The 20,916-nt window shown below is 58.9% G+C and carries 18 protein-coding genes and 1 riboswitch; of the genes, 5 read left to right on the top strand and 13 right to left on the bottom strand.

Features of this window, described 5'->3' with window-relative positions; translation table 11 throughout:
* Positions 1-58 precede the first annotated feature (58 nt).
* From MTP41_RS10500 to MTP41_RS10480, 5 genes are all read right to left on the bottom strand, one after another.
* Entirely contained in the window at positions 59-985 is a 927-nt protein-coding gene (locus MTP41_RS10500) for a dihydroorotate dehydrogenase (RefSeq protein ID WP_005944201.1), read from the bottom strand.
* Entirely contained in the window at positions 985-1,758 is a 774-nt protein-coding gene (locus MTP41_RS10495) for a dihydroorotate dehydrogenase electron transfer subunit (RefSeq protein WP_005944199.1), read from the bottom strand. The genes MTP41_RS10500 and MTP41_RS10495 overlap by 1 nt, the downstream gene beginning before the upstream one ends.
* A complete protein-coding gene (gene pyrF / locus MTP41_RS10490; protein ID WP_249235487.1) occupies positions 1,739-2,605 on the bottom strand; it encodes an orotidine-5'-phosphate decarboxylase in 867 nt (288 codons plus the stop codon). The genes MTP41_RS10495 and pyrF overlap by 20 nt, the downstream gene beginning before the upstream one ends.
* Positions 2,606-2,662: 57 nt before the next feature.
* Positions 2,663-3,853, bottom strand: a complete 1,191-nt coding sequence (locus tag MTP41_RS10485) for a dihydroorotase (RefSeq protein ID WP_249235486.1) — start codon at positions 3,851-3,853, stop codon at positions 2,663-2,665.
* Between the two features lie 189 nt (positions 3,854-4,042).
* On the bottom strand, positions 4,043-4,204 hold the full coding sequence (locus MTP41_RS10480) for a hypothetical protein (RefSeq protein WP_249235485.1): 162 nt from the start codon (positions 4,202-4,204) through the stop codon (positions 4,043-4,045).
* Between the two features lie 144 nt (positions 4,205-4,348).
* Here MTP41_RS10480 and epsC point away from each other — a divergent pair, with 144 nt between their 5' ends.
* Positions 4,349-5,020: a serine O-acetyltransferase EpsC gene (gene epsC / locus MTP41_RS10475; protein ID WP_005944190.1), complete on the top strand. Its 672-nt coding sequence runs from the start codon at positions 4,349-4,351 to the stop codon at positions 5,018-5,020.
* 307 nt (positions 5,021-5,327) lie between these two features.
* Here the strand turns inward: epsC and MTP41_RS10470 are convergent, their stop codons facing one another.
* The 7 genes from MTP41_RS10470 to MTP41_RS10440 form a co-directional block, all read right to left on the bottom strand.
* On the bottom strand, positions 5,328-5,762 hold the full coding sequence (locus MTP41_RS10470) for a DUF3842 family protein (RefSeq protein ID WP_249236567.1): 435 nt from the start codon (positions 5,760-5,762) through the stop codon (positions 5,328-5,330).
* Positions 5,763-5,770: 8 nt separating this feature from the next.
* A complete protein-coding gene (locus MTP41_RS10465) occupies positions 5,771-7,159 on the bottom strand; it encodes a Sapep family Mn(2+)-dependent dipeptidase (protein WP_223388190.1) in 1,389 nt (462 codons plus the stop codon).
* 129 nt (positions 7,160-7,288) lie between these two features.
* Positions 7,289-7,774, bottom strand: coding sequence for a COG2426 family protein (locus MTP41_RS10460; protein ID WP_005944184.1), 486 nt, complete (start codon positions 7,772-7,774; stop codon positions 7,289-7,291).
* A 51-nt stretch (positions 7,775-7,825) separates the two neighbouring features.
* Positions 7,826-8,578 (bottom strand): exodeoxyribonuclease III, encoded by a 753-nt coding sequence (locus MTP41_RS10455; RefSeq protein WP_097781367.1) that lies wholly within the window; start codon positions 8,576-8,578, stop codon positions 7,826-7,828.
* A 19-nt stretch (positions 8,579-8,597) separates the two neighbouring features.
* The gene (locus MTP41_RS10450; RefSeq protein WP_249235484.1) at positions 8,598-9,974 is read right to left on the bottom strand and encodes an MATE family efflux transporter; all 1,377 of its coding nucleotides are present in this window, start codon (positions 9,972-9,974) and stop codon (positions 8,598-8,600) included.
* A 1,159-nt stretch (positions 9,975-11,133) separates the two neighbouring features.
* A complete protein-coding gene (locus MTP41_RS10445) occupies positions 11,134-12,408 on the bottom strand; it encodes a bifunctional folylpolyglutamate synthase/dihydrofolate synthase (protein WP_249235483.1) in 1,275 nt (424 codons plus the stop codon).
* A gap of 14 nt (positions 12,409-12,422) precedes the next feature.
* A complete protein-coding gene (locus MTP41_RS10440) occupies positions 12,423-12,935 on the bottom strand; it encodes a folate family ECF transporter S component (RefSeq protein ID WP_249235482.1) in 513 nt (170 codons plus the stop codon).
* Between the two features lie 155 nt (positions 12,936-13,090).
* A riboswitch (THF riboswitch) is annotated at positions 13,091-13,186 on the bottom strand.
* A 202-nt stretch (positions 13,187-13,388) separates the two neighbouring features.
* Here MTP41_RS10440 and MTP41_RS10435 point away from each other — a divergent pair.
* Both MTP41_RS10435 and MTP41_RS10430 read left to right on the top strand, forming a co-directional pair.
* Positions 13,389-15,080, top strand: a complete 1,692-nt coding sequence (locus MTP41_RS10435; RefSeq protein ID WP_249235481.1) for a M3 family oligoendopeptidase — start codon at positions 13,389-13,391, stop codon at positions 15,078-15,080.
* A 151-nt stretch (positions 15,081-15,231) separates the two neighbouring features.
* The gene (locus MTP41_RS10430) at positions 15,232-15,906 is read left to right on the top strand and encodes a hypothetical protein (protein WP_249235480.1); all 675 of its coding nucleotides are present in this window, start codon (positions 15,232-15,234) and stop codon (positions 15,904-15,906) included.
* Between the two features lie 90 nt (positions 15,907-15,996).
* Here the strand turns inward: MTP41_RS10430 and uxaC are convergent, their stop codons facing one another.
* Entirely contained in the window at positions 15,997-17,430 is a 1,434-nt protein-coding gene (gene uxaC, locus MTP41_RS10425; RefSeq protein ID WP_249235479.1) for a glucuronate isomerase, read from the bottom strand.
* 327 nt (positions 17,431-17,757) lie between these two features.
* Here uxaC and MTP41_RS10420 point away from each other — a divergent pair, with 327 nt between their 5' ends.
* Positions 17,758-19,272, top strand: coding sequence for a tagaturonate reductase (locus MTP41_RS10420; protein ID WP_249235478.1), 1,515 nt, complete (start codon positions 17,758-17,760; stop codon positions 19,270-19,272).
* An 85-nt stretch (positions 19,273-19,357) separates the two neighbouring features.
* Complete coding sequence (locus MTP41_RS10415; RefSeq protein WP_097777444.1) at positions 19,358-20,848, top strand: UxaA family hydrolase; 1,491 nt, start codon at positions 19,358-19,360, stop codon at positions 20,846-20,848.
* The last annotated feature ends 68 nt before the right edge of the window (positions 20,849-20,916 follow it).

Raw genomic sequence — 20,916 nt, 5'->3', positions numbered from 1 at the left:
ATGCAGCGACTTTGTTTTTATGCGTATAAATTAGCATTTTGCTGGTATATCAATTGGATTATTCAGCATTCCGGGCACATCCGCGGATCTCGTCCAGCGTTTTCACGCCGTTCTTGTCCATCCATGCGGCCATCTCGTCGGCAATGGTCTCCATGGCGCGGGGGTTGGCAAAGTTTGCGGCACCCACCTGCACCGCCGCAGCACCGGCCATGATGAACTCCAGTGCGTCACGGCCCGTGGCGATGCCGCCCAGACCCACCACCGGGATGTTCACAGCGCCCACGGCCTGCCACACCATGCGCAGGGCGATGGGCCGCACCGCCGGGCCGGACAGGCCCGCAAAGATGTTGTTGAACACCGGGCGGCGCTTTTCCAGATCAATGGCGCAGGCCTGGAAGGTGTTGGTCAGGCTGATGGCGTCCGCGCCGGCGGCTTCCACAGCCTTGCACATCTCAGGGATGTTCTCGGCCTGCGGGCTCAGCTTGACCATCAGGGGCTTTTTGCAGGCAGCGCGCACCATGCGCACCACCTCACCGGCAGCTTCGGCTTTCACGCCGTAGGCCATGCCGCCCACCTTGACGTTGGGGCAGGAGATGTTCAGCTCCACGATGTCCACTGCGCTGTCGCTCAGCATCGCGGCACCTTCCACATACTCTTCCTCGCTGTGGCCGCCAAGGTTGGCAATGGCCACCGTGCCGTACTTCTGCTTCAGTTCCAGCATCTCGGGCAGCTCCACGTCAATGAAGTGCTGCACGCCGGGGTTCTGCAGGCCGATGCTGTTGATGAGGCCGGAGGGGGTCTCCCACAGGCGCTCGCCCTTGTTGCCGTACTGGCCGTGCAGGGTCAGGCCCTTGCCGGAGATGCCGCCGATCTTGGCAAAGTCTGCCAGCTCTTCGTACTCCACACCGTAGCCCACAGTACCGGATGCGCCGATGACCGGGCTGTTCATCACAAAGCCCAGCAGGTTGGTTTTCAGGTCAGCCATCAGAAGAACACCTCCGTTGCATCAAATACCGGGCCGTTCTTGCACACGCTCTTGCCCTCGCCGCCCCTGGTCTCGCAGGTGCAGCCAAGGCAGGCACCAATGCCGCAGGCCATCTTCTTTTCCATGCTCACAAAGCAGGGGGTACCCTTCTCGGCACACAGGCGGGCGGCGTTCTTCATCATGACCGTGGGGCCGCACACCAGCACCACATCGTAGTCGGCGGGGTCGTACAGCTGGGTGACAAAGCCGTGGAAGCCCACTGCGCCGGTGTCGGTGGACACCTTGACGAGGTTTGCGATCTCGCGATACTCCTCCATGCAGTAGGGGGCATCCCGGAAGCCGAAGAACACGTCCGGCTTCACACCTGCTGCTGCCAGCTCGCGGGTGAGCTGGAACATGGGCGCGGTGCCGATGCCGCCGCCCACCACAGCGATCTTTTTGTACTTGCTCAGGATGTCCGGCACATCAAAGCCGTTGCCCATAGGGCCGGTGAGCTGGAAGGTATCCTTCATTTTGAGCTGCGCGATCTTTTCAGTGCCCTCGCCCACCACCTGATACAGAAACTCGATGGTGCTGCTGTCCGGGTTCCAGCGGTGCACGCTGATGGGCCGGGACAGGAAGGGGGCTTCGTCTGCGCCCCATGCACGCAGGGTAAAGAACTGGCCTGCGTGGGGTGCGTGGTCGCGGTCCGGCCAGACCACCGTCAGCAGACGGATGTCCGGGGCAATGACCTCATTGCGCAGGACAGTGGCTTCACAGCAGGCTGCACGCATGAGCAATGGCCTCCTTCATATTCACACATTCGTTGTAAGCGGCTTCGTCAAAGGCAGTGCCCGGCTGCTTCTTATAGGCCAGCAGGATGCCGCGGCTGGAGTTGACCACGCCGCCGTTGCCCTTGGTGAGGTACTGGGCAATGTCCTCGGCCTTGCCGCCCTGTGCGCCGTAGCCGGGGATCAGGAAGAAGCTGTCCTGATACTTTGCACGGATCTCGGTGGCCTCCTCGATGTGGGTGCCGCCGATGACCAGACCGATGGAGGAGTAGCCGTGCTCGCCCATGTAGTCCTTGCCCAGAGCATTCAGCTTGTCGCCCACCAGATCGTAGACGTGGCGGCCGTCGGCCAGCTTCTCATACTCAAAGTCCTTGGCACCGCCGTTGGAGGTGCGGCAGAGCACGAACATGCCCTTGCCCTGCTTTTCGGCGTAGGGCAGGTAGGGGCTGATGGAGTCCAGACCCATATAGGGTGCCAGCGTGACGAAATCACTCTCGAAATCGCCAGTAAAGTGACCCATGGCGTACATCTCGGCGGTCTTGGCAATGTCGCCGCGCTTGATGTCGGCGATCACCGGCACACCGGCCTCACGCACAGCCTTCAGGGTGTCGGCGTAGGCCTTCATGCCCTCAAGGCCCAGAGACTCGTAGTAAGCGATCTGCACCTTGTAGCAGCCTGCCACGGCCTTGGTGGCATCGATGAGCCTCTTGTTGAAGCGCACGATGTTCTCGCCCTTCGTCAGGGTGCTGTCCACGAAGTCGGCGGGCAGGTAGCTGAAATCGGTATCCAGACCTACGCACACCGGGCCGCGGGCTTCCACAGCTTCATACAGTTTGTCCATGTTGGTCATTGTGGGTTCCTCCTGTTTGCTCTCTTATCGATTCTTATCTTATATAGTATTGTTTTTTCAATCCTCTGCCTGATAAGTCAGCTTGCCGCCCTTGATGGTGGCACAGACCTTACCAAACAGCTGGGCACCGTCGAACGGGGTGTTGTGAGATCTGGAGTGCAGCCTGTCCTTGTCCACAGTGTAGGGGGTATCCAGATCTACCAGCACCATGTCGGCATCGTAGCCCGGCTCCAGCTGACCCTTGGCAAGGCCCAGAATTTCTGCCGGGCGGGTGCTCATCAGGTGCACCAGCACTTCCAGCGGCAGGCCTTCCTGCTTGCAGAGCTTGGTGTAGCAGACGCCAAAAGCGGTCTCGCTGCCCACCATACCGGCCATGCCCTTCAGCTTGTCCTCTTCGGAGTGGGGCGCGTGGTCGGTGGCAATGGCATCCACGATGCCGGTGCGGATGCCGTCCACCAGCGCCTGCACATCGTCGGCGGTGCGGATGGGCGGGTTCACACGGTAATCGCAGGTATCATTGGTGAACCACAGGTGGTGCGGGGTCACCTCGCAGGTGACGGGTGCCCCCCGCAGCTTTGCCATCTGGATGGCATCCAGCGCACCGCGGGTGGACACGTGGCACATGTGCAGCTTGGTCTGGTAGTATTCGCTCAGCCAGCAGTTGCGCACCGTCTCGATGTCCTCAGCCAGACGGTAGTCCCACGGGCTGATCTCCATATCCTCGGCATGGCTCATCACGGTGATGTCCTTCTGGGTGCAGATAGCGAAAGCCTTTGCCATGGTGGCATTGTCCTGCACGCCGTGGCCATCCTCGGTGATGAACTTCACACCGGCAGGCAGAGTCTTGAGGTGGTCGATGCTCACACCGTCAAAGTTCTCGGTGATGGAGACGGTCTGGTTCACATCGCACAGACCTGCTTCGGCAGCCTTCTGCTCCACCATGAACGCCTGTGCCGCAGAAGAGCACACCGGCTTTGTGTTGGGCATCAGATTCACGAAGGTGTAACCGCCGGCGGCTGCGGCGCGGCTGCCGGTCTCGATGTCCTCCTTGTACTCAAAGCCCGGGGTGCGCCAGTGGCAGTGCAGGTCCACAAAGGCGGGCAGCACGGTCAGCCCGTCGGCATCAATGACCGTTTCGTTCTCCCCGGCCAGTGCCTCCAGCTCCTGACCTACAGCAGCGATCCTGCCGTCCTTTACAAAAATCTCAAGCGGTCTTCCTTCGGTGTTCACAGCATTTACAAGCAGCATCGCAGTTCCCTCCTGATTTGCGTTTGTCTGGTTCGGCTTTCCGGCTTACGGGCAAAAAAAAACTTTTCCCCGCAAAGGGAAAAGCTCATTCCACAAAAAAAGGAAACAACGAACCCACGGCAAAACCGGATGCGAACTGCTTGTTCAGTTTGGTGCACATCGCGCTTTTCTGCATGGTGCTGTCTCCTTTTATAAGTCTGGAATCTTTTCATAATATTTTAGCATAGAAGCGCGAAATGTGTCAATGCTTCCGCATATATTTTGTTGCAAAAAGGTTTGCCGCTTCCCTCCCTGAATTTTAGCTACTCTACCCAAAAGCAGTTTTTCCCCGCCAGATTCAGGGTTAGTCATGCCAATTCCTAGCATATTGCTGTACATTCCCGTCCGGGTGTGCTATTATAATATGGTCAAAAGAGTCAGAGGCTGTTTTCATGGCAGAGGCGTGATTTTTATTCAGAGCAGCTTCATCGGAATCAGGAAAGAGAGGGTTTTCCCATGGGTTTGTTGGAGGACGCGCGGAACATCCAGCGCAAGGACCCCGCTGCACGCAACGTGCTGGAGGTCATTTTGCTGTATCCGGGCTTTCACATTCTGGTGTATCACCGCATTGCGCACTGGCTGTACCAGCACAAGCGGTTCTTTCTGGCCCGGTGGGTCAGCCAGCATGGCCGCCGCCGCACCGGCATCGAGATCCATCCCGGTGCCACCATCGGCAGATGCCTGTTCATCGATCACGGCATGGGCATCGTGTTCGGTGAGACCTGCGAGATCGGGGACAACTGCACCATCTACCACGGTGTCACTCTGGGCGGCACCGGCAAGGACACCGGCAAGCGCCACCCCACTCTGGGCAACAACGTGCTGATCGGTGCAGGCACCAAGGTCCTTGGCCCGGTGTATATCGGGGACAACTCCCGCATCGGCGCAGGCAGCGTGGTGCTGCGCAATCTGCCCGCCAACTGCACCGCTGTGGGCGTGCCCGCCGAGGTGGTGCGCATCAACAACAAGGCCGTGAACCCGGCGGACGATCTGGATCAGCAGGATCTGCCGGATATCGTAGCCCAGCGCCTGACCGATCTGGACCGCCGCCTCGGCGCGCTGGAAAACGCTGCGCAGGGCGACACCCCGCCCACGGCAGCGCAGATCGCCGCACGACAGAAGTCGTAACGATTCAGAATGCCATCCGCTTGCGCTCTGGGCATTATTCAAGGAATTTATATTTTTTAGAAGCAAGCCGGAAAATCCTGCGGGATTTTCCGACTTGCCTTTTCACTGGAGCGGGCGCAATGAAGAAGTGGCCTGTTTCCCGGCTGTGCGGCTGTTTCCGCAGGAAACAAGCACAGACAGATCAAGTTTCCCTCTTGGACCCTTTCCGTGAAAATGCAACAGCGGACAGCCCGCAGGCTGTCCGCTGTTGCTCTATTATAAGATATTTTTCCGCTGAAGATGCCCAGAGCGCAAGCGGAGGGCATTTTCAATAAACCCTTTTTCCGCAGCCTTCCCCGGCGCAGAGAGCTTTCACCTTCTGCACCGCAGCGGCCACCAGATCGCTGATGGGCTGCTCCGGCACACCCACGATATAGTTTTCGCAGTGGTTCACCGGGATGAGCACCCGCGTCGCATGGCTCTGGCACACGGCTGTGGCCATGGCGGGCGTGATCTCGCCCAGCAGTGCATCCGCAACGACGATGCCGATGGGCCCCACGATGATTTCCGCGCTGCGGCAGTTCACCACCACGGCGTTCTCGCCGGTGGCGGCACGCGGGGCACCGGCCTTGCGCATGGCGTTTGCCGCCAGACTGTTAGTGCCCACCGCAGTGAGCCGGGCCTCCGGACACTGCGTGCTCAGGGCTGCCACCAGCTGTTTGCCAAGGCCCCCGCCCTGCCCATCGATGACGAGCACATTCATTGGCTGCATCAGAAGTCGATCTCCTCAAGGCGCAGCAGCGCGATGATATAGATCTTCACGGCTTCCAGCAGCTTGTCGATGGGTGCCGCTTCGTTTGCACCGTGCATCGGGCCGCCGAATTCCGGCAGCGGCAGGTCCACATGCTCGGGGCCGAAGCTGACAGCATAGGGGAAGTGGCGGGCATAGGTGCCGCCGCCCATGGTGAAGGGCTTGGCGTTCTCGCCGGTCACTTCGTTGTAGGTGTTGATGCAGGCCAGAATGGCAGGGCTGTCTGCTTCAATATAGAAGGGCTCGGCAGCGGTCACATCGCGCAGCTCAGCGCCATCGCCCAGTGCGGCACGGATCTGCTCGGTCATCTTTTTGCCGTTGGTGCAGGTGGGGAAGCGGCTGTCCATGGTCTGGAAAATGCGGCCATCTTCCATGTAGATGCGGCCGCCGATCACGGTCAGCGGGCCAAAGGGGCCGTCGGCGCAGTTGATGCCCAGACCCTCACCGGCGGTGGAAGCGTGCAGCTTGCGCACGGCCTCCAGATAGGCGCGCTCGGTCTCATTGCACAGGCCATTGTCCAGCAGGTAGTTCACCACCAGACCAATGGCGTTCACGGTGCCCTGCGGCATGGCTGCGTGGCCGGACTTGCCCCAGCCGCGGATGCGCACGCCGTCGCCTTCCGGTTCCAGCGTGATGTTGGGGGCATTCTTCAGCTTAGAGATGTCGGTCCTGACCAGCGCGCTTGCACGGTCGGGCACGGCGTTGTTTGCCACGCCGCCCTCGATCTCCACGATGACGCCGTTGCACACCGGGCTGACGATCTTGGCACCGAACAGGCCCTTCTCGCCGTTGCACACCGGGAACTCGGCATCCGGGGTAAAGCAGAAAGCGGGAGCCGGGTAGTTCTTGAGGTAGTAGTCCACATCCTGCATGTGGGTCTCCTCATTGGTGCCTGCCAGTGCGCGGATGGGGTAGCGCAGCTCATAGCCCTGCTCCTTGAGGAACTTCAGGGCATACAGGGTAGCCACCATGGGGCCTTTGTCGTCGGCAACGCCGCGGCCCAGCAGCCAGCCGTCCTGAATGCGCATGGTGAAGGGGTCGGCCGTCCAGCCGTTGCCCACGGGCACCACGTCCACATGGCAGATGGTCGCCAGATACTTTTCAGGGTCCTTGCCGGCCAGCTCTGCATAGCCGATGTAGTTTTCGCAGTTGCGGGTGGCAAAGCCCATGCCCGCAGCCAGCTCCAGCGTCTTGTCCAGCGCTGCACGGGGGCCTGCGCCGAAGGGTGCACCCTCTTCCGGGGTGCCCTCTACGCTGTTGACTGCCACCAGAGCGGCGATATCCTTCAGCAGCTGTTCCTTGTTTTGCGCAATATATGCGTCGATTTTCTGATTCAGTGCCTGATCCATGATCTTATCGTTCCTTTCTGTCCGGCAGCTTTTCGCCGCCGGTTTCAAAACACTTTTTTATTTTAGCATACTCGGCGGCAAAATGCCATTGTCAATTGTTGTTCTTTGCCGGAACGCAGTCTTTTTTTCTCAGCCCACCGAGAACAGGGTGCTCAGCGCACCCAGCAGGCCCGCGCTGGCCAGACCCATGATGATGCCCGCCAGCAGCACGCCGCCCATGCAGGCCTTGACCACGTCCTTGAACTTCATATCCAGGATCGAGCCCGCCAGCGTCCCGGTCCACGCGCCGGTGCCCGGCAGCGGGATACCCACGAACAGCAGCAGCGCCACCACAAGGCCGCGGCCCGCCTTGGCTTCCAGTGCGCGGCCGCCTTTCTCGCCCTTGACGATGCAGAACTTGCAGATTGGCCCGATAAGGGGCTTGTGGTAGCCCCAGATCAGGAATTTGCGTGCAAACAGATAGATGAACGGCACCGGGATCATGTTGCCCACCACGCACACCAGATAGGTGGGCAGGATGGGCAGGCCCATGCCAAGCCCGATGGGGATGGCTCCGCGCAGTTCAATGAGCGGCACCATGGAAACAAAAAATACCAGCAGATAGCTTTTGAGCATAGAGTCTCCTTTTTCCTGCTCTTTCCGGGAGAGCAGGCATTTTTTTACAGGTTACAGGTCAATGTCCAGCTCCACCGGGCAGTGGTCTGAGCCGAAGATCTCGTTGTGGATCTCCGCCGCGCGGATCTTATCGGCAATGCGGCGGGACACGATGAAGTAATCGATGCGCCAGCCCGCATTCTTCTCGCGGGCGTGGAAGCGGTAGCTCCACCAGCTGTACTTCACCTCGTCCGGGTGCAGCACGCGGAAGCTGTCGGCAAAGCCTGCGTCCAGCAGTTCGGTCATTTTGCCGCGTTCCTGATCGGTAAAGCCTGCGCTCATGTGGTTGGTCTTGTCGTTCTTGATGTCGATCTCCCTATGGGCAACATTCAGGTCACCGCACAGGATCACCGGCTTTTTTGCGTCCAGTGCCAGCAGGTAGGCACGGAAGGCATCCTCCCACTCCATGCGGTAGTCCAGACGCTTCAGCCCGTCCTGACTGTTGGGGGTATAGCAGTTCACCAGCCAGAACCCCGGGTATTCCAGCGTGAGCACACGGCCCTCGTGGTCGTGCTGCTCAATGCCGATGCCGGCGGTCACGGTCAGCGGCTGCTCACGGCACCAGCAGGCCGTGCCGGAGTAGCCCTTCTTCTCGGCAGAATAGGTATACTCGGTGTAGCCATCCGGCGCAAAATCCGCCTGACCGGGCTGCATCTTGGTCTCCTGCACCGAAAAGATATCGGCATCCAGAGCCGCAAAGCTCTCGGCAAAGCCATGGGTCAGGCAGGCGCGCAGGCCGTTGACGTTCCAGCTGATCAGTTTCATAGGTATACTCCTCTTTATGTTATGCCTGATATTTGGTTTTCCATACACCGCTGCGGAAGCGGAGCACAAAGCATGTCACGCGGCAAACCCAGTCAATGATCATTGCGATCCACACGCCCACAGCGCCCCAGCCCATGCGCACGCACAGCAGGTAGCTGAAGCCCAGCCGCCACACCGCCATGCTCAGGATGGACACGATCATGGTGAACTTCACATCGTTGGCTGCACGCAGGGCGTTGGGCAGCACGAAGGACAGGGTCCACAGCAGGATGGCAAAGCCTGCATGGATACGTACCAGCAGCTCAGAAAGCACCATCGTCTCACCGGACAGCGCGTAGATGCCGATGAGCTTGTGCAAAAACAGCAGGATGGCACCGTTGGAAAGACTCATTGCGATGTAAGACCACACCGTCAGCTTGCGGGTATAATAAACAGCCTGCTCGTCGTCCCGCGCACCGATGCAGCGGCCCACCACCGTGATCATGGCAAGGCTGAGGGCCTTGCCGGGGATCACGCCCATGCCGTCCAGATTGTTTGCCACGGCGTTTGCTGCGATCTGCACTGTGCCGAAGGTGGAGATCATGCTCACCACCAGAATGCGTCCGGCCTCGAACAGGCTGTTCTCAAAGGCGGACGGGATGCCGATGCCCAGAATGCGCTTTGTCATCTTTGCATCCAGCCGGGTGGTCTTGGGCACCGTGATGGCATTGCCCTTCTGGTAGCACTTGCGCAGGATAAGGGCCGCTGCCACCACACGAGACAGCACGCTGGGCCATGCAACACCGTCTACGCCCATTTTAAATCCGAAGATGCACACTGCGTTGCCCACAATGTTGATCACGTTCATCAAAAAGCTGATCTGCATGGAGATCTTGGAGTTGCCCATGCTGCGGAACAGTGCCGCACCGCCGTTATACAGTGCCAGAAACGGATAACTGATGGCGATGATGCGCAGGTACAGCACGCTGGCATCCAGCACATCGGCATCGATGGCACCGTAGAACAGCCGGATCATCGGCCTTGCAAAAACAAAACAGAATGCCCCCACCAGCAAACCGAATACGCCGCTGAGCAAAAGCAGCTGGCCAGAGCTTGCATCGGCATCCTTCTGCTCCCGCGCACCCAAAAACTGGCTTACCACCACTGCGCCGCCAGTGGCCAGCGCCGCAAACAGCACGATGATGAGGTTGTTGATCATGTCCACAAGGCTGACACCGGAAATGGCCGCTTCGCCGCAGCGGGACACCATCATGGTATCGGCCATACCCACGGTCACTTCCAGCAGCTGCTCCACCAGCAGCGGGCCGGTCAGCAGCAGCAGTTCCTTTTGTGTGAACAGCGGCTTCCGCCCTCCGAAGAGCGGCTTTTTTGTTCCGCTCACCGCCTGATTTTCCATTGATATGCTCCTTTCCCCGTGCCGGGCCATCCCGCTCGGACACATACGCCCACCCTTCGCAGGGCAGACTTCCCATTGAATGTATTCATCTTAGCACACGGACCGGTTCTTGTAAAGAACTGTCGCATTCTGCGTCTTTTTTGCCGCCGTTCCGGGCCGCACCGGCTCATTTTTATGCTTGTTCGTCAGTTTGCCGGGAACTTTTCGTTGAATTTGTGCGTTTCTCCAAAAATGCGATTTTTCGCACGTTTATCGGTGAAAAATCGAAAAAAGGGCTTGTAATTCTTCCAAAAAAGTGGTATGTTGTATCCAACAAAGGCATTACGTTGGATACATGAACCTCTACGAGCGGTTCTTCGCTCAGCACAAAACCTTTGTTCTTAAAATTGCTATTTTCTTCATTTACCTTCTTATCATTTACCCTGCCTGCCCCGCAAGGGGCAAGAAAAGCGATGACTCAACCTGCACGAGTCACCGCTTTTTCTTTTTGTCTGCGGAAGATGCTTCCCGCGCAGAGCGTAGTCGCGTGTCTGAAATTTTGCTCCTTTTGCAAAAGGCATCGCCGCCGGATACGTTCTCTTTTGCGTGCCAAAAGAGAACCAGAAAGGGCGGCGGTGCCCGCAGGGCATGAAAGCCCCAGTGGGGCTTTTAAGCCGCAGACCGGTTTGCGCAGCAAATGCCGCGTGTTCAGCGCGGCAAGGTCTCTGCTACTTTCGAGGCGCGGGAGGCGGCGGGTTGCGGCTCCCTGCGTCTGCTTCGTGCCTTGCGCGGCACTCGCATCCTGCAGGCCGCTGCCCCAACAGCTCCTCCCTGTTTCGGCCACTGGCCGCGGTCGTCGCCGTTGCAAACTAGGGGCTGCTCGCCCCTAGTGACCCCAAAGCTGTTGGGCTCCATACAAAAAATCCAAGTCGCTTCGCTAAAGGATTTTTTGTGTTCCGCCGATTTGAAGTCGCTTACGCGACAAGCCGTGCGAGCAAGCTTTCGCTTTATCCGCTGCGCGACAGCCGCAGGCTGACAGCAGCAAGATGCCGTCAGCCATTACGGTCCTTACCGTGAAAAAAGCAAATCAGGAAGATCAGCAGATCTTCCTGATTTGCAAATATTAAAAATAATTTTTCCGCTGATGATGGCGCAGCGCACGCGGAGCCATTTTAAATCTTCAGCCCTTCACAAGTTCCGCAAACGCCTTCCGCACATCGCCAGAGAAATACAGCGTGCCCAGTGCGCACACCGGGCCTTCGCCGCCCAGCTCCACCGCCCGGGCCACGCCCGCTTCAATGGAAGCTGCCGCTTCCGCCCTGCAGCCATAGGCCCGGATGTGTTCTGCCAGCGTTTCGGCAGGCATGGCGCGCGGCGTGTGCGCCGCCACCGTGACGAACCGCACCGCCAGCGGTGCCAGCAGGCTGAGCATCTGGTCCACATCCTTGTCTGCCATGATGCTGACCAGAAAAACGAACTTCTGCCCGGGGAAGCGGTCTCTCAGGCTCTGCACCGTGGCACGCATTCCGTGGGCGTTGTGGCTGCCGTCCAGCAGAAACGCCGGTTCGCGCCGCAACAGTTCAAAGCGGCCCGGCCAGCTCACCGTTTCAAGACCGGTACGGATGGCATTTTCCGGAATGTTCCAGCCATGGGTGCGCATCACCCGCAGAGCCGTGATAGCCAGCGCCGCATTTCGCGGCTGGTAGCTGCCGATCAGGGGCAGGTGCACATCCGTCAGGCCGTCAAAGTCGAACTCCACTGCGTCAAGGCTTCCGCCCTCGTATTTCAGCCTGCTGAAATCCACCTCAGTCAGCTCGGCATGCTTTTCAGCACAGACGCGGCGGATAACAATATCTGCCTCCGGCATGCCGCCGTAGCTCACCACCGGGCAGCCTTCCTTGATGATTCCCGCTTTGGCCGCGGCAATGTCCGCAAGAGTGGGGCCAAGCTCCTTCATATGATCCATACCCAGTGCCGTGATGACTGCGCACTCCGGGGCATCAATGACGTTGGTGGAATCCAGCGTGCCGCCAAGGCCCACCTCCAGCACCACGATCTCACATTTCTGCTGGGCAAAATAGAGCATCCCCAGCGCCGTGATGATCTCAAACTCGGTGGGCACATCTTCCATGGCATCGGCGGCGGGCTTTACCTGCTCCACCAGTTTCACCAGCTCTTCGTCCGGGATCTGCACGCCGTTGATCTGGATGCGCTCGTTGAAGCGGTTGATGAAGGGCGAGGTGTACAGGCCCACCCGATAGCCCGCGGCCTGCAGGCAGGACGCCATCATGGCGGCGGTGCTGCCCTTGCCGTTGGTGCCTGCAACATGCACGAATCTGAGCTGTTTGTGCGGGTCGCCCAGTGCGGCCAGCAGGGTGCGGGTGCGCGTCAGGCCGGGCTTGTGGCCGGCCCACTGGACCGCATGGATGTATTCCATTGCCTGTTCGTAATTCATTGTAATGCCTCTTTTTACTTTTTCACCATCTTCATCAGGGCACGGTTTTCCAGCAGGATGCGCAGCAGCACAGTGTTCACCGCAGCCAGGATCAGTGCATTGGGGATGCGCACTGCCAGCGTTGCCCACGGGTAGCCGTAGAAGATGCGCAGTGCCAGCGAGGTGATGACCATGGAACCCACAAAGTGTCCCAGCAGCACACTGATCTGCAGCCGCAGGCCGGTGCGCAGCTGGGGCAGTTTCTGCCATGCAAGCCCCGCCACCAGACCAATGGCACCCGCGCCCAGCGTGATGAGCGGGTTGATGGCGTAGCCTGCCAGCACGCCGCCGATCATATCGGCCACAGCGCCCACGGCAAAGCCGGCACCGGGGCCGAACAGCAGCGCTGCCAGCAGCACCGGCAGGCTGCCCAGATTGAACCGCACAAAGCCGGTGGAGATGCTCAGCACCCAGCTGAACACGATGCTCATTGCCACCAGCAAGGCCAGCATGGTGAGCGTGCGGACGGAATTTTTCGAGTTGTTCATATCAACTGTCCTCCTTGCAAAAGGAATACCGGGCGGGCGGTCTGCACAAACAAAAGCGCCCTCCCTGTGACAAACCGCACAAAGGAGGGCGTGAATCCAACAACTTTCACTTCCGGGCGGGACGCAAGCCGTCTCGCCTGCACCCAAGTCCATGCAGCAGCGGGATGCAGACCATGCACCGCGGGTACACCTTCGTCCACAGCACAACTCCCCGTTGATGCGGCACTTAACGCACATGGTCTTACTCTGTTGATGGTTTTATTATAGTCCTTTTGCCGCAGCCATGCAACCGCCTGCACAGACAACTTTGCCAAACCACCTCGTCAAATTTTAGCAGTTGTGCATAGCATCTGCCGGGTTTTGGCCTGTGTCCCCTTTTCATTTGCCGCATAACGTGGTAAGATGGGTTTAACCTTAAATATGGAGTCTTCTCCCGGAAAGGAATGTTTCCCGATGAAATTCAACGAAATGACCTATACCCGCCCGGACATTGGTGCCCTGCTGGCCCGGTGCAAAGAGCTGGCCGCAAAGGCCGCTGCCGCACCGGACGGCGATGCCCTTGTCCGGCTCTACTATGAGCAGAGCGAAGCCTTTGCAGAGTACAACACCGCCGCGAACCTTGCCAACATCCACTACACCTGCGACACCCGCGATGAATACTGGAAGGCTGAGCAGGACTTCTTTGATGCCAACGGCCCCGCCGTGACCAACGCCAGCGTGGAGATCAGCCGCGCTTTCCTTGCGAACCCGCATGTGGATGCCCTGACCGAAAAATTCGGCACCACCTGTGTGGCCGGTATGAAGAATGCCGTTCTGGGCATGGATGACCGCACCGTGGAGCTGCAGCAGCAGTTCAATGCTCTGGTGAGCCGCTACCAGCAGATCTACGGCGGCGCACTGGTGGAGCTGGACGGCAAACAGCTCACCATCCCCCAGCTGGGCCCCTACAAAGAAGATCTGGACCCTGCCGTGCGCCGCGCCGCCTACGAGGCCGAGGCCGGTTATTTTGATGCCCACCGTGCCGAGCTGGACGAGCTGTACGGCGAGATCGTGAAGAACCTGAATGCACAGGCCCGGGTGATGGGCTATCACGACTACAGTGAGCTTTCCTATGTGCGCATGAACCGCATCGGCTACGGCCCGGAGGAGATCCGGAAATTCCGCGATCAGGTGGCAAACGATGTGGTGCCCCAGCTGCAGAAGGTGATGGCCCTGCGTGCAAAGCGCACCGGCATCGCCCGCCCCACCTTCACCGATCTGCCCATCATGTTCAAGGACGGCAATCCCAAGCCCATTCCCGGCTACAAAGCCCGCATGGATGCCGCCCGCACCATGTACCATGAGCTTAGCCCGGAAACCGCCGAGTTCATCGACTTTATGCAGGACAACGAGCTGTTCGATGTGGAGAGCCGCCCCGGCAAGATGTCCGGCGGCTACATGACCAGCCTGCCCAGCTACAAGGCCCCCTTCATTTTTGCCAACTGGAACAACACCTCCGGCGATGTGGACGTGCTGACCCACGAATGCGGCCATGCCTTTGAGGGCTATGTGGCCGAGCGTGACCCCGCCATCCCCGCCGATCTGGAATGCCCCGGCATGGAGAGCGCCGAGATCCACTCCATGGCCATGGAGTTTCTCACTGCGCCGTGGCATCATCTGCTCTTCGGCCGGGATACCGACAAATACGCCCTGCTGCACGCTGAGGACAGCTTCGTGTTCCTTGCCTACGGCTGTGAGGTGGACGAGTTCCAGCACATCATGTACCAGAATCCGGACCTGACCCCCGATGAACGCAATGCCGAGTGGCTCAAGCTGGAAAAGAAATACCGCCCGTGGATCGATTTTGACAATCTGCCCTTCTATGGCCGGGGCGCAGGCTGGCAGCGCCAGCTGCACATTTATGAGTGCCCCTTCTATTATATCGACTACTGTCTGTCCACCATGGCCGCGCTGCAGTTCTTCCTGCTGAGCCTGACCGACCACAAGGATGCATGGGAGCGCTACCTGCGCCTTGTGCGCCGCGCCGGTACGGCCAGCTACACCGAGCTGCTGGAGACCGCCGGGCTGAAAGTTCCCTTTGAGGAGGGCAGCATCAAGGGCATCGCCCAGCAGATGACCGACTGGCTGGAAAACCATCAGGTGTAAGAAGCCGTTTTCATCCGCACTGTACACCATCTGAACGGTCGTTTTGATGCATCTGAAGGGCGATTCATGCCGTTTTGCTTGTCAGAGGCCGTAAAATCTGGTATGCTCTGGACAGAGAAAAAGCGTTTCTGTGAAGCGAAAGGAGATCCTTATGAAACTGACCGGACTGTTCAAGCGCGGTGCCGCCTGCCTGTGCACCGCCGCCATCCTGATGGGCGGCATCTCCGCCTTTGCCCTGAGCCCCGCCCTTCCGGACGAGCCTGCCCCGGCAGAGCTTTCTGTGACCAATGCGGTGTCGGAAGCGCAGCTGCGCTCTGCCCTGTCCCAGCTCACCGTCACCTATGACAGCGAGGCCGAAGGCTGGCAGATCGACTCTCCCTACGAGGAGGCCAGCATGGAAAAGGCCTCCTGCGGTCTGTACCCCTACCTGTTCGTTACCAACGATGATCCCACCGTGTATCTCAGTCTGGGCATGACCTACTTCGGCAATAAAAAGCTGGACATGAAATCTGTTCGGGTAGAGACCGAGGATAACTACTACGACTTCACCTGCGACGACCAGTTCACAGGCGGCTACGACAACGACCTCAAGTCTTGGTTTGATTACGAGCTGTTCGATATGGACGACAGCACCAGCTGGCTGAACGAGTGGCTTGCCGCCAAGAGCGTCACCGCCACCTTTACCGGCAGGGACGGCTCCACCAAGACCTACACTCTGACCAAGGACAACCTGCAGGCCATCCGCGACATCCTGAACGCCTACGACACCCTGCTTGGTTCCGACGTTTCCACTGCACGTGTCGTGCTGCGCAGCCTTGTAAAGTAAACATTATCTGCTTACAGCAAAAGCCCCCGGAACGGTGTGAAACGTTCCGGGGGCTTTGTGTTATGCCTTATTCAGGTTCAGGCGCTTCTCTTACAGGTTGAAGTAGCGCTTTGCGTTGTCGAAGCAGATGCCCTTGACGATCTTCTCCAGAGCCTTCTCGTCGTTGGGATACTCGCCATCCTCGACCCACTGGCCGATCAGGTTGCACAGGATGCGGCGGAAGTAATCGTGGCGGGTGTAGCTCAGGAAGCTGCGGCTGTCGGTCAGCATGCCAACGAAGTTGCCCAGCAGGCCCAGATTTGCCAGACTCTTCATCTGGTTCTCCATGCCGATCTTCTGGTCATTGAACCACCATGCAGAACCGTGCTGGATCTTGCCCGGCACCTCGGTGCTCTGGAAGCAGCCCAGAATGGTGCCGATCTGCTCGTTGTCGGCCGGGTTCAGGCTGTAGATGATGGTCTTGGGGCACTCGTTGGTCTCGTCCAGAGCGCTCAGCAGGGCTGCGATCTCGCCGCCGCAGGAAGCGGTGTTGATCATGTCAAAGCCGGTATCCGGGCCGAACTTTGCATACTGCTTGCGGTTGACATTGCGCAGGCAGTTGAAGTGCAGCTGCATGGCGATGTTCAGGCGGTGATACTCCTTGCCCAGATGGATCAGGATGTAGGTCTGGTACTTTTCGGCCTCTTCCACGGTGCAGCTCTCGCCGGCCACGACCTTCTGGTAGATGGTATTGACCTCTTCCTTGGTGGCCTCACGGTAGGGGATGTAATCCAGACCGTGGTCCGAAGCGCGGCAGCCCATCTCGGCAAAGAACTCGATGCGCTTGGTCAGAGCGTCGGTGACGCAGTCGATGCAGGCCAGCTTTTCCTTGCCTACAACAGCGGCCAGCTTGCCCATGTACTCGGCAAAACCGGGCTTGTTGATGTTGATGGCCTTATCGGGGCGGAAGGAAGGAGCCACAGTGAACTTGATGGTGGGATCTTCCTTGATCTTCTTGTGCCAGTACAGATCATCGATGGGGTCATCGGTGGTGCCGATGAAGGCCACGTTGGACTGCTCGATCAGGCCGCGGACAGTCAGCTTGGGATCGTGCTGCAGCTTGTCGTTGCACAGGTTCCACACTTCCTCAGCGGTGTCGCCGTTCAGCACGCCCTCGTAGCCAAAGAACACATGCAGCTCGAGGTTGGTCCAGTGGTACATCGGGTTGCCGATGGCCATGGGCAGAGCCTCTGCAAACTTCTGGAAGCGCTCGCGGTCGGGCTTATCACCGGTGATGTACTCCTCAGGCACACCGTTGGAACGCATCACACGCCACTTGTAGTGGTCGCCAAAGTAGCTGCCGTCCGGGTTGCGGCCGCCCAGCCATACCTGAGCGATGTTCTCAAAGCGGCGGTTCTCGTAGATCTCACGGGGAGGGATGTGGCAGTGGTAGTCGCAGATAGGCATATCCGCAGCGTAGTCGTGGTACAGATGCTGAGCAGTGGGAGACTGGAGCATGAAGTCCTTATCCATAAATGCTTTCATGGGTCGATAACTCCTTTTCTCTGATGGTTTTTGTTAAAAATCCGTCAAACCTTGTGTACAACGGGACACCCGCCTGCACGGGCAGGTTTGTCTTACCTTTAGTATAACGGAAAACGCGCATGTATACAACTGAAAAAGTGACAAATTTTCCAGCACACAATTGTGCTTTTCGCTGGAAATGCCCCAAATCGTCACCTTAGGGCTAAAAATATTGCACAAAGCTCTTGACTTATTTGTATACAACAGCATAAAATAGGGGTAAGGAACAGAGGGCAGGCAAAGCGGCCTTCTGGTGAGCAAAGCAAGTTTATAAAGGAGATCAACAAGATGGAAACTTTGAACTACAAGGTTCTGGAAGGCACCGGCTATAACGGCTACATCCTGAAGGATGCACCCGTCAAGGTCATGCAGTTTGGCGAGGGCAACTTCCTGCGTGCCTTCGTGGACTATTTCTACGATATTGCAAACGAGAAGGCTGGCTACAACGGCAAGGTCAAGCTGGTGCAGCCCATTGGCAACTTCCCCCAGATGGCAGACTGGATCAACGAGCAGGAAGGCCTGTACACCCTGTACCTGCGCGGCAGTGAGAAGGGCCAGAAGGTCGATGCAAAGCGCGTGATCTCCTGCGTGTCCGACTGTGTGTGCCCCTACATCGACGGCAAGTGGGACGAAGTGCTGGAGCTGGCACGCTCTGAGGATCTCGAGACCATCGTTTCCAACACCACTGAAGCCGGCATCGCCTACACGCAGGGTGACAGCCAGTTCGATCAGGTTCCTCCCAACAGCTTCCCCGCAAAGCTGACCCGCGTGCTGTTCGAGCGCTACAAGGCATTCAATGGCGCTGCTGACAAGGGTCTGACCATCCTGTCCTGCGAGCTGATCGACAACAACGGCAAGGAGCTGCAGAAGTGCTGCAACAACTACGCCAAGGATTGGGATCTGGAGCCTGCCTTCATCGACTGGATGAACAACGCAAACACCTTCTGCTCCACTCTGGTGGACCGCATCGTTCCGGGCCGCATCCGCGATCCCAAGGAACTGGCTGCCATGGAAGAGGCCAACGGCTACCATGATGCCGCTCTGGACGTGGGCGAAGTGTTCGGCGTGTGGGTCATCGAAGGCCCCGCTGAGCTGGAGGACAAGCTGCCGTTCAAGAAGGCCGGTGTCAACGTCATGGTCGTGCCTGATGTTACCCCCTACAAGAAGCGCAAGGTCCGCATCCTGAACGGTGCACACACCGGCTTCGTTCTGGGCGCATATCTGGCCGGCTTCGACATCGTGCGTGACTGCATGCACAACGACACCATCCGCGGCTTCATGAACAAGATGCTGCACGAGGAGATCATCCCCACCCTGCCGCTGGACAAGAAGGATCTGGAAGAGTTTGCTTCCGCTGTTGAGGACCGCTTCAACAACCCCTTCGTCAACCATGAGCTGATGAGCATCTCCCTGAACTCCACCTCCAAGTGGAAGGCCCGCAACATGCCTTCCTTCCTGGCTTACATCGAGGAGCAGAAGCAGCTGCCCAAGTGCCTGACCATGTCTCTGGCAGCCTACATTGCCTTCTATTCCAGCGACATTCAGGAGCGTACCGCTGACGGCCTGATCTGCAAGCGTCCTGCCGGCAACACCTACAAGATCCAGGATGACGCATGGGCTCTGGACTTCTACTATGCACACAAGGACGACACCGCTGCTCAGCTGGTGCACGCCGTGCTGACCAACACCCAGATGTGGGATCAGGATCTGACCAAGATCGAGGGTCTCGAGGCCGCTGTTCTGGCTGATCTGGAAATGATCCGCACTCAGGGTGCCGAGGCTGCTTACAAGAGCTGCCTGTAAGCCTGAAAAACCAACCTACCCGCACAACAAAGGGCTGCTGCTTTGGGCAGCAGCCCTTTTGTGCGATACGATAAGGAGAACAACTATGCCGCAGGCAATTCATATCAGCCCCATCGACAACGTGGTCGTTGCCCTGCACCCCATTGCCAAGGGCACGCTGGTGGAAGTGGACGGCCTTGCCGTGACCGCTCTGGAGGACATTCCGCAGGGCCACAAGATGGCCGTGAAGCCCATCAAGAACGGTGAGAACGTGATCAAGTACGGCTTCCCCATCGGCCACGCCACCGCTGACGCCGCTCCCGGCAGCTGGATGCACACCCACAACGTGCACACCAACCTGTCCGGTGAGGTAGAGTACAGCTACAACCCCGCCCCGGATCTAGCTCCCCTGCCCAAGGTCGAGCCGGAGACCTTTATGGGCTTCCGCCGCAAGGACGGCCGTGCCGCCATCCGCAATGAGATCTGGATCATCCCCACCGTGGGCTGCGTCAACGACATCGCCAAGAAGATCGTTGCCGACAATCAGGATCTGGTCACCGGCTCCATCGAGGGCCTGTACACCTTCACCCATCCCTTCGGCTGCAGCCAGACCGGCCACGACCATGCACAGACCCGCAAGCTGCTGGCTGCGCTGGTGCGCCACCCCAATGCTGCCGCCGTTCTGGTGCTGCATCTGGGCTGCGAGAACCTGCAGCACGATCAGTTCGTGGAAGAGCTGGGCGAGTATGACCACGACCGTGTGAAATTCCTGACCTGTCAGGAGGTGGACGACGAGTTCACCGCTGCCCGCGATATCCTCAAGGAACTGGCTGCCTATGCCGGGCAGTTCAAGCGCGAGCCTATCCCCGTGTCCGATCTGGTGGTGGGCATGAAGTGCGGCGGCTCGGACGGCCTGTCCGGCATCACCGCCAACCCCACCATCGGCCGCTTCTCCGACATGATGGGCCAGCGCGGCGGTTCCACCGTGCTGACCGAGGTACCCGAGATGTTCGGTGCCGAGGGCTTCCTGATGGATCGCTGCATCAACCATGACGTCTTTGTCAAGGCTGAGCACATGATCAACGGCTTCAAGGATTACTTCATCAGCCACAACGAGGTGGTCTACGATAACCCCTCTCCGGGCAACAAACAGGGCGGTATCACCACGCTGGAAGACAAGAGCTGCGGCTGCGTGCAGAAGGGCGGCACCGCCCCCATCATGGACGTGATCGGCTACGGTGATCCCGTTGTCACCAAGGGCCTGAACATGCTGTACGGCCCCGGCAACGATCTGGTCTCTGCCACGGCCATGACCGCCGCAGGCGCACACCTGATCCTGTTCTCCACCGGCCGCGGCACTCCGTTCTCTGCCCCGGCTCCCACCCTGAAGATCTCCACCAACACCCCGCTGGCCCAGAAGAAATCCGGCTGGATCGACTTCAACACCGGCGTGATCGCCGATGGCGAAAAGACCATCGACGAGGCTGCAAAGGATCTGCTGGATCTGGTCATCCGCGTTGCAAGCGGTGAGCAGACCAAGGCCGAGAAGCACGGCTTCCGCGAGATCTCCATCTTCAAGGACGGCGTCGTTCTGTAATCGTTTCGAGGCTGCTGTATGGCACTTTGGCTGTACGGCAGCCTCTTTGTGCATGAAAACGGAAGGGA

The sequence above is a fragment of the Faecalibacterium sp. I4-3-84 genome (assembly GCF_023347255.1).
Classification (GTDB): domain Bacteria; phylum Bacillota; class Clostridia; order Oscillospirales; family Ruminococcaceae; genus Faecalibacterium; species Faecalibacterium taiwanense.
This window is presented reverse-complemented; position numbering and strand designations above follow the sequence as displayed.

What these genes read in the sequence shown, in the direction of transcription:
- MTP41_RS10500 (WP_005944201.1), bottom strand. Translation starts at nt 985, where the DNA reads ATGGCTGACCTGAAAACCAACCTGCTGGGCTTTGTGATGAACAGCCCG.
- MTP41_RS10495 (WP_005944199.1), bottom strand. Translation starts at nt 1,758, where the DNA reads ATGCGTGCAGCCTGCTGTGAAGCCACTGTCCTGCGCAATGAGGTCATT.
- pyrF (WP_249235487.1), bottom strand. Translation starts at nt 2,605, where the DNA reads ATGACCAACATGGACAAACTGTATGAAGCTGTGGAAGCCCGCGGCCCG.
- MTP41_RS10485 (WP_249235486.1), bottom strand. Translation starts at nt 3,853, where the DNA reads ATGCTGCTTGTAAATGCTGTGAACACCGAAGGAAGACCGCTTGAGATT.
- MTP41_RS10480 (WP_249235485.1), bottom strand. Translation starts at nt 4,204, where the DNA reads ATGACTAACCCTGAATCTGGCGGGGAAAAACTGCTTTTGGGTAGAGTA.
- epsC (WP_005944190.1), top strand. Translation starts at nt 4,349, where the DNA reads ATGGGTTTGTTGGAGGACGCGCGGAACATCCAGCGCAAGGACCCCGCT.
- MTP41_RS10470 (WP_249236567.1), bottom strand. Translation starts at nt 5,762, where the DNA reads ATGAATGTGCTCGTCATCGATGGGCAGGGCGGGGGCCTTGGCAAACAG.
- MTP41_RS10465 (WP_223388190.1), bottom strand. Translation starts at nt 7,159, where the DNA reads ATGGATCAGGCACTGAATCAGAAAATCGACGCATATATTGCGCAAAAC.
- MTP41_RS10460 (WP_005944184.1), bottom strand. Translation starts at nt 7,774, where the DNA reads ATGCTCAAAAGCTATCTGCTGGTATTTTTTGTTTCCATGGTGCCGCTC.
- MTP41_RS10455 (WP_097781367.1), bottom strand. Translation starts at nt 8,578, where the DNA reads ATGAAACTGATCAGCTGGAACGTCAACGGCCTGCGCGCCTGCCTGACC.
- MTP41_RS10450 (WP_249235484.1), bottom strand. Translation starts at nt 9,974, where the DNA reads ATGGAAAATCAGGCGGTGAGCGGAACAAAAAAGCCGCTCTTCGGAGGG.
- MTP41_RS10445 (WP_249235483.1), bottom strand. Translation starts at nt 12,408, where the DNA reads ATGAATTACGAACAGGCAATGGAATACATCCATGCGGTCCAGTGGGCC.
- MTP41_RS10440 (WP_249235482.1), bottom strand. Translation starts at nt 12,935, where the DNA reads ATGAACAACTCGAAAAATTCCGTCCGCACGCTCACCATGCTGGCCTTG.
- MTP41_RS10435 (WP_249235481.1), top strand. Translation starts at nt 13,389, where the DNA reads ATGAAATTCAACGAAATGACCTATACCCGCCCGGACATTGGTGCCCTG.
- MTP41_RS10430 (WP_249235480.1), top strand. Translation starts at nt 15,232, where the DNA reads ATGAAACTGACCGGACTGTTCAAGCGCGGTGCCGCCTGCCTGTGCACC.
- uxaC (WP_249235479.1), bottom strand. Translation starts at nt 17,430, where the DNA reads ATGAAAGCATTTATGGATAAGGACTTCATGCTCCAGTCTCCCACTGCT.
- MTP41_RS10420 (WP_249235478.1), top strand. Translation starts at nt 17,758, where the DNA reads ATGGAAACTTTGAACTACAAGGTTCTGGAAGGCACCGGCTATAACGGC.
- MTP41_RS10415 (WP_097777444.1), top strand. Translation starts at nt 19,358, where the DNA reads ATGCCGCAGGCAATTCATATCAGCCCCATCGACAACGTGGTCGTTGCC.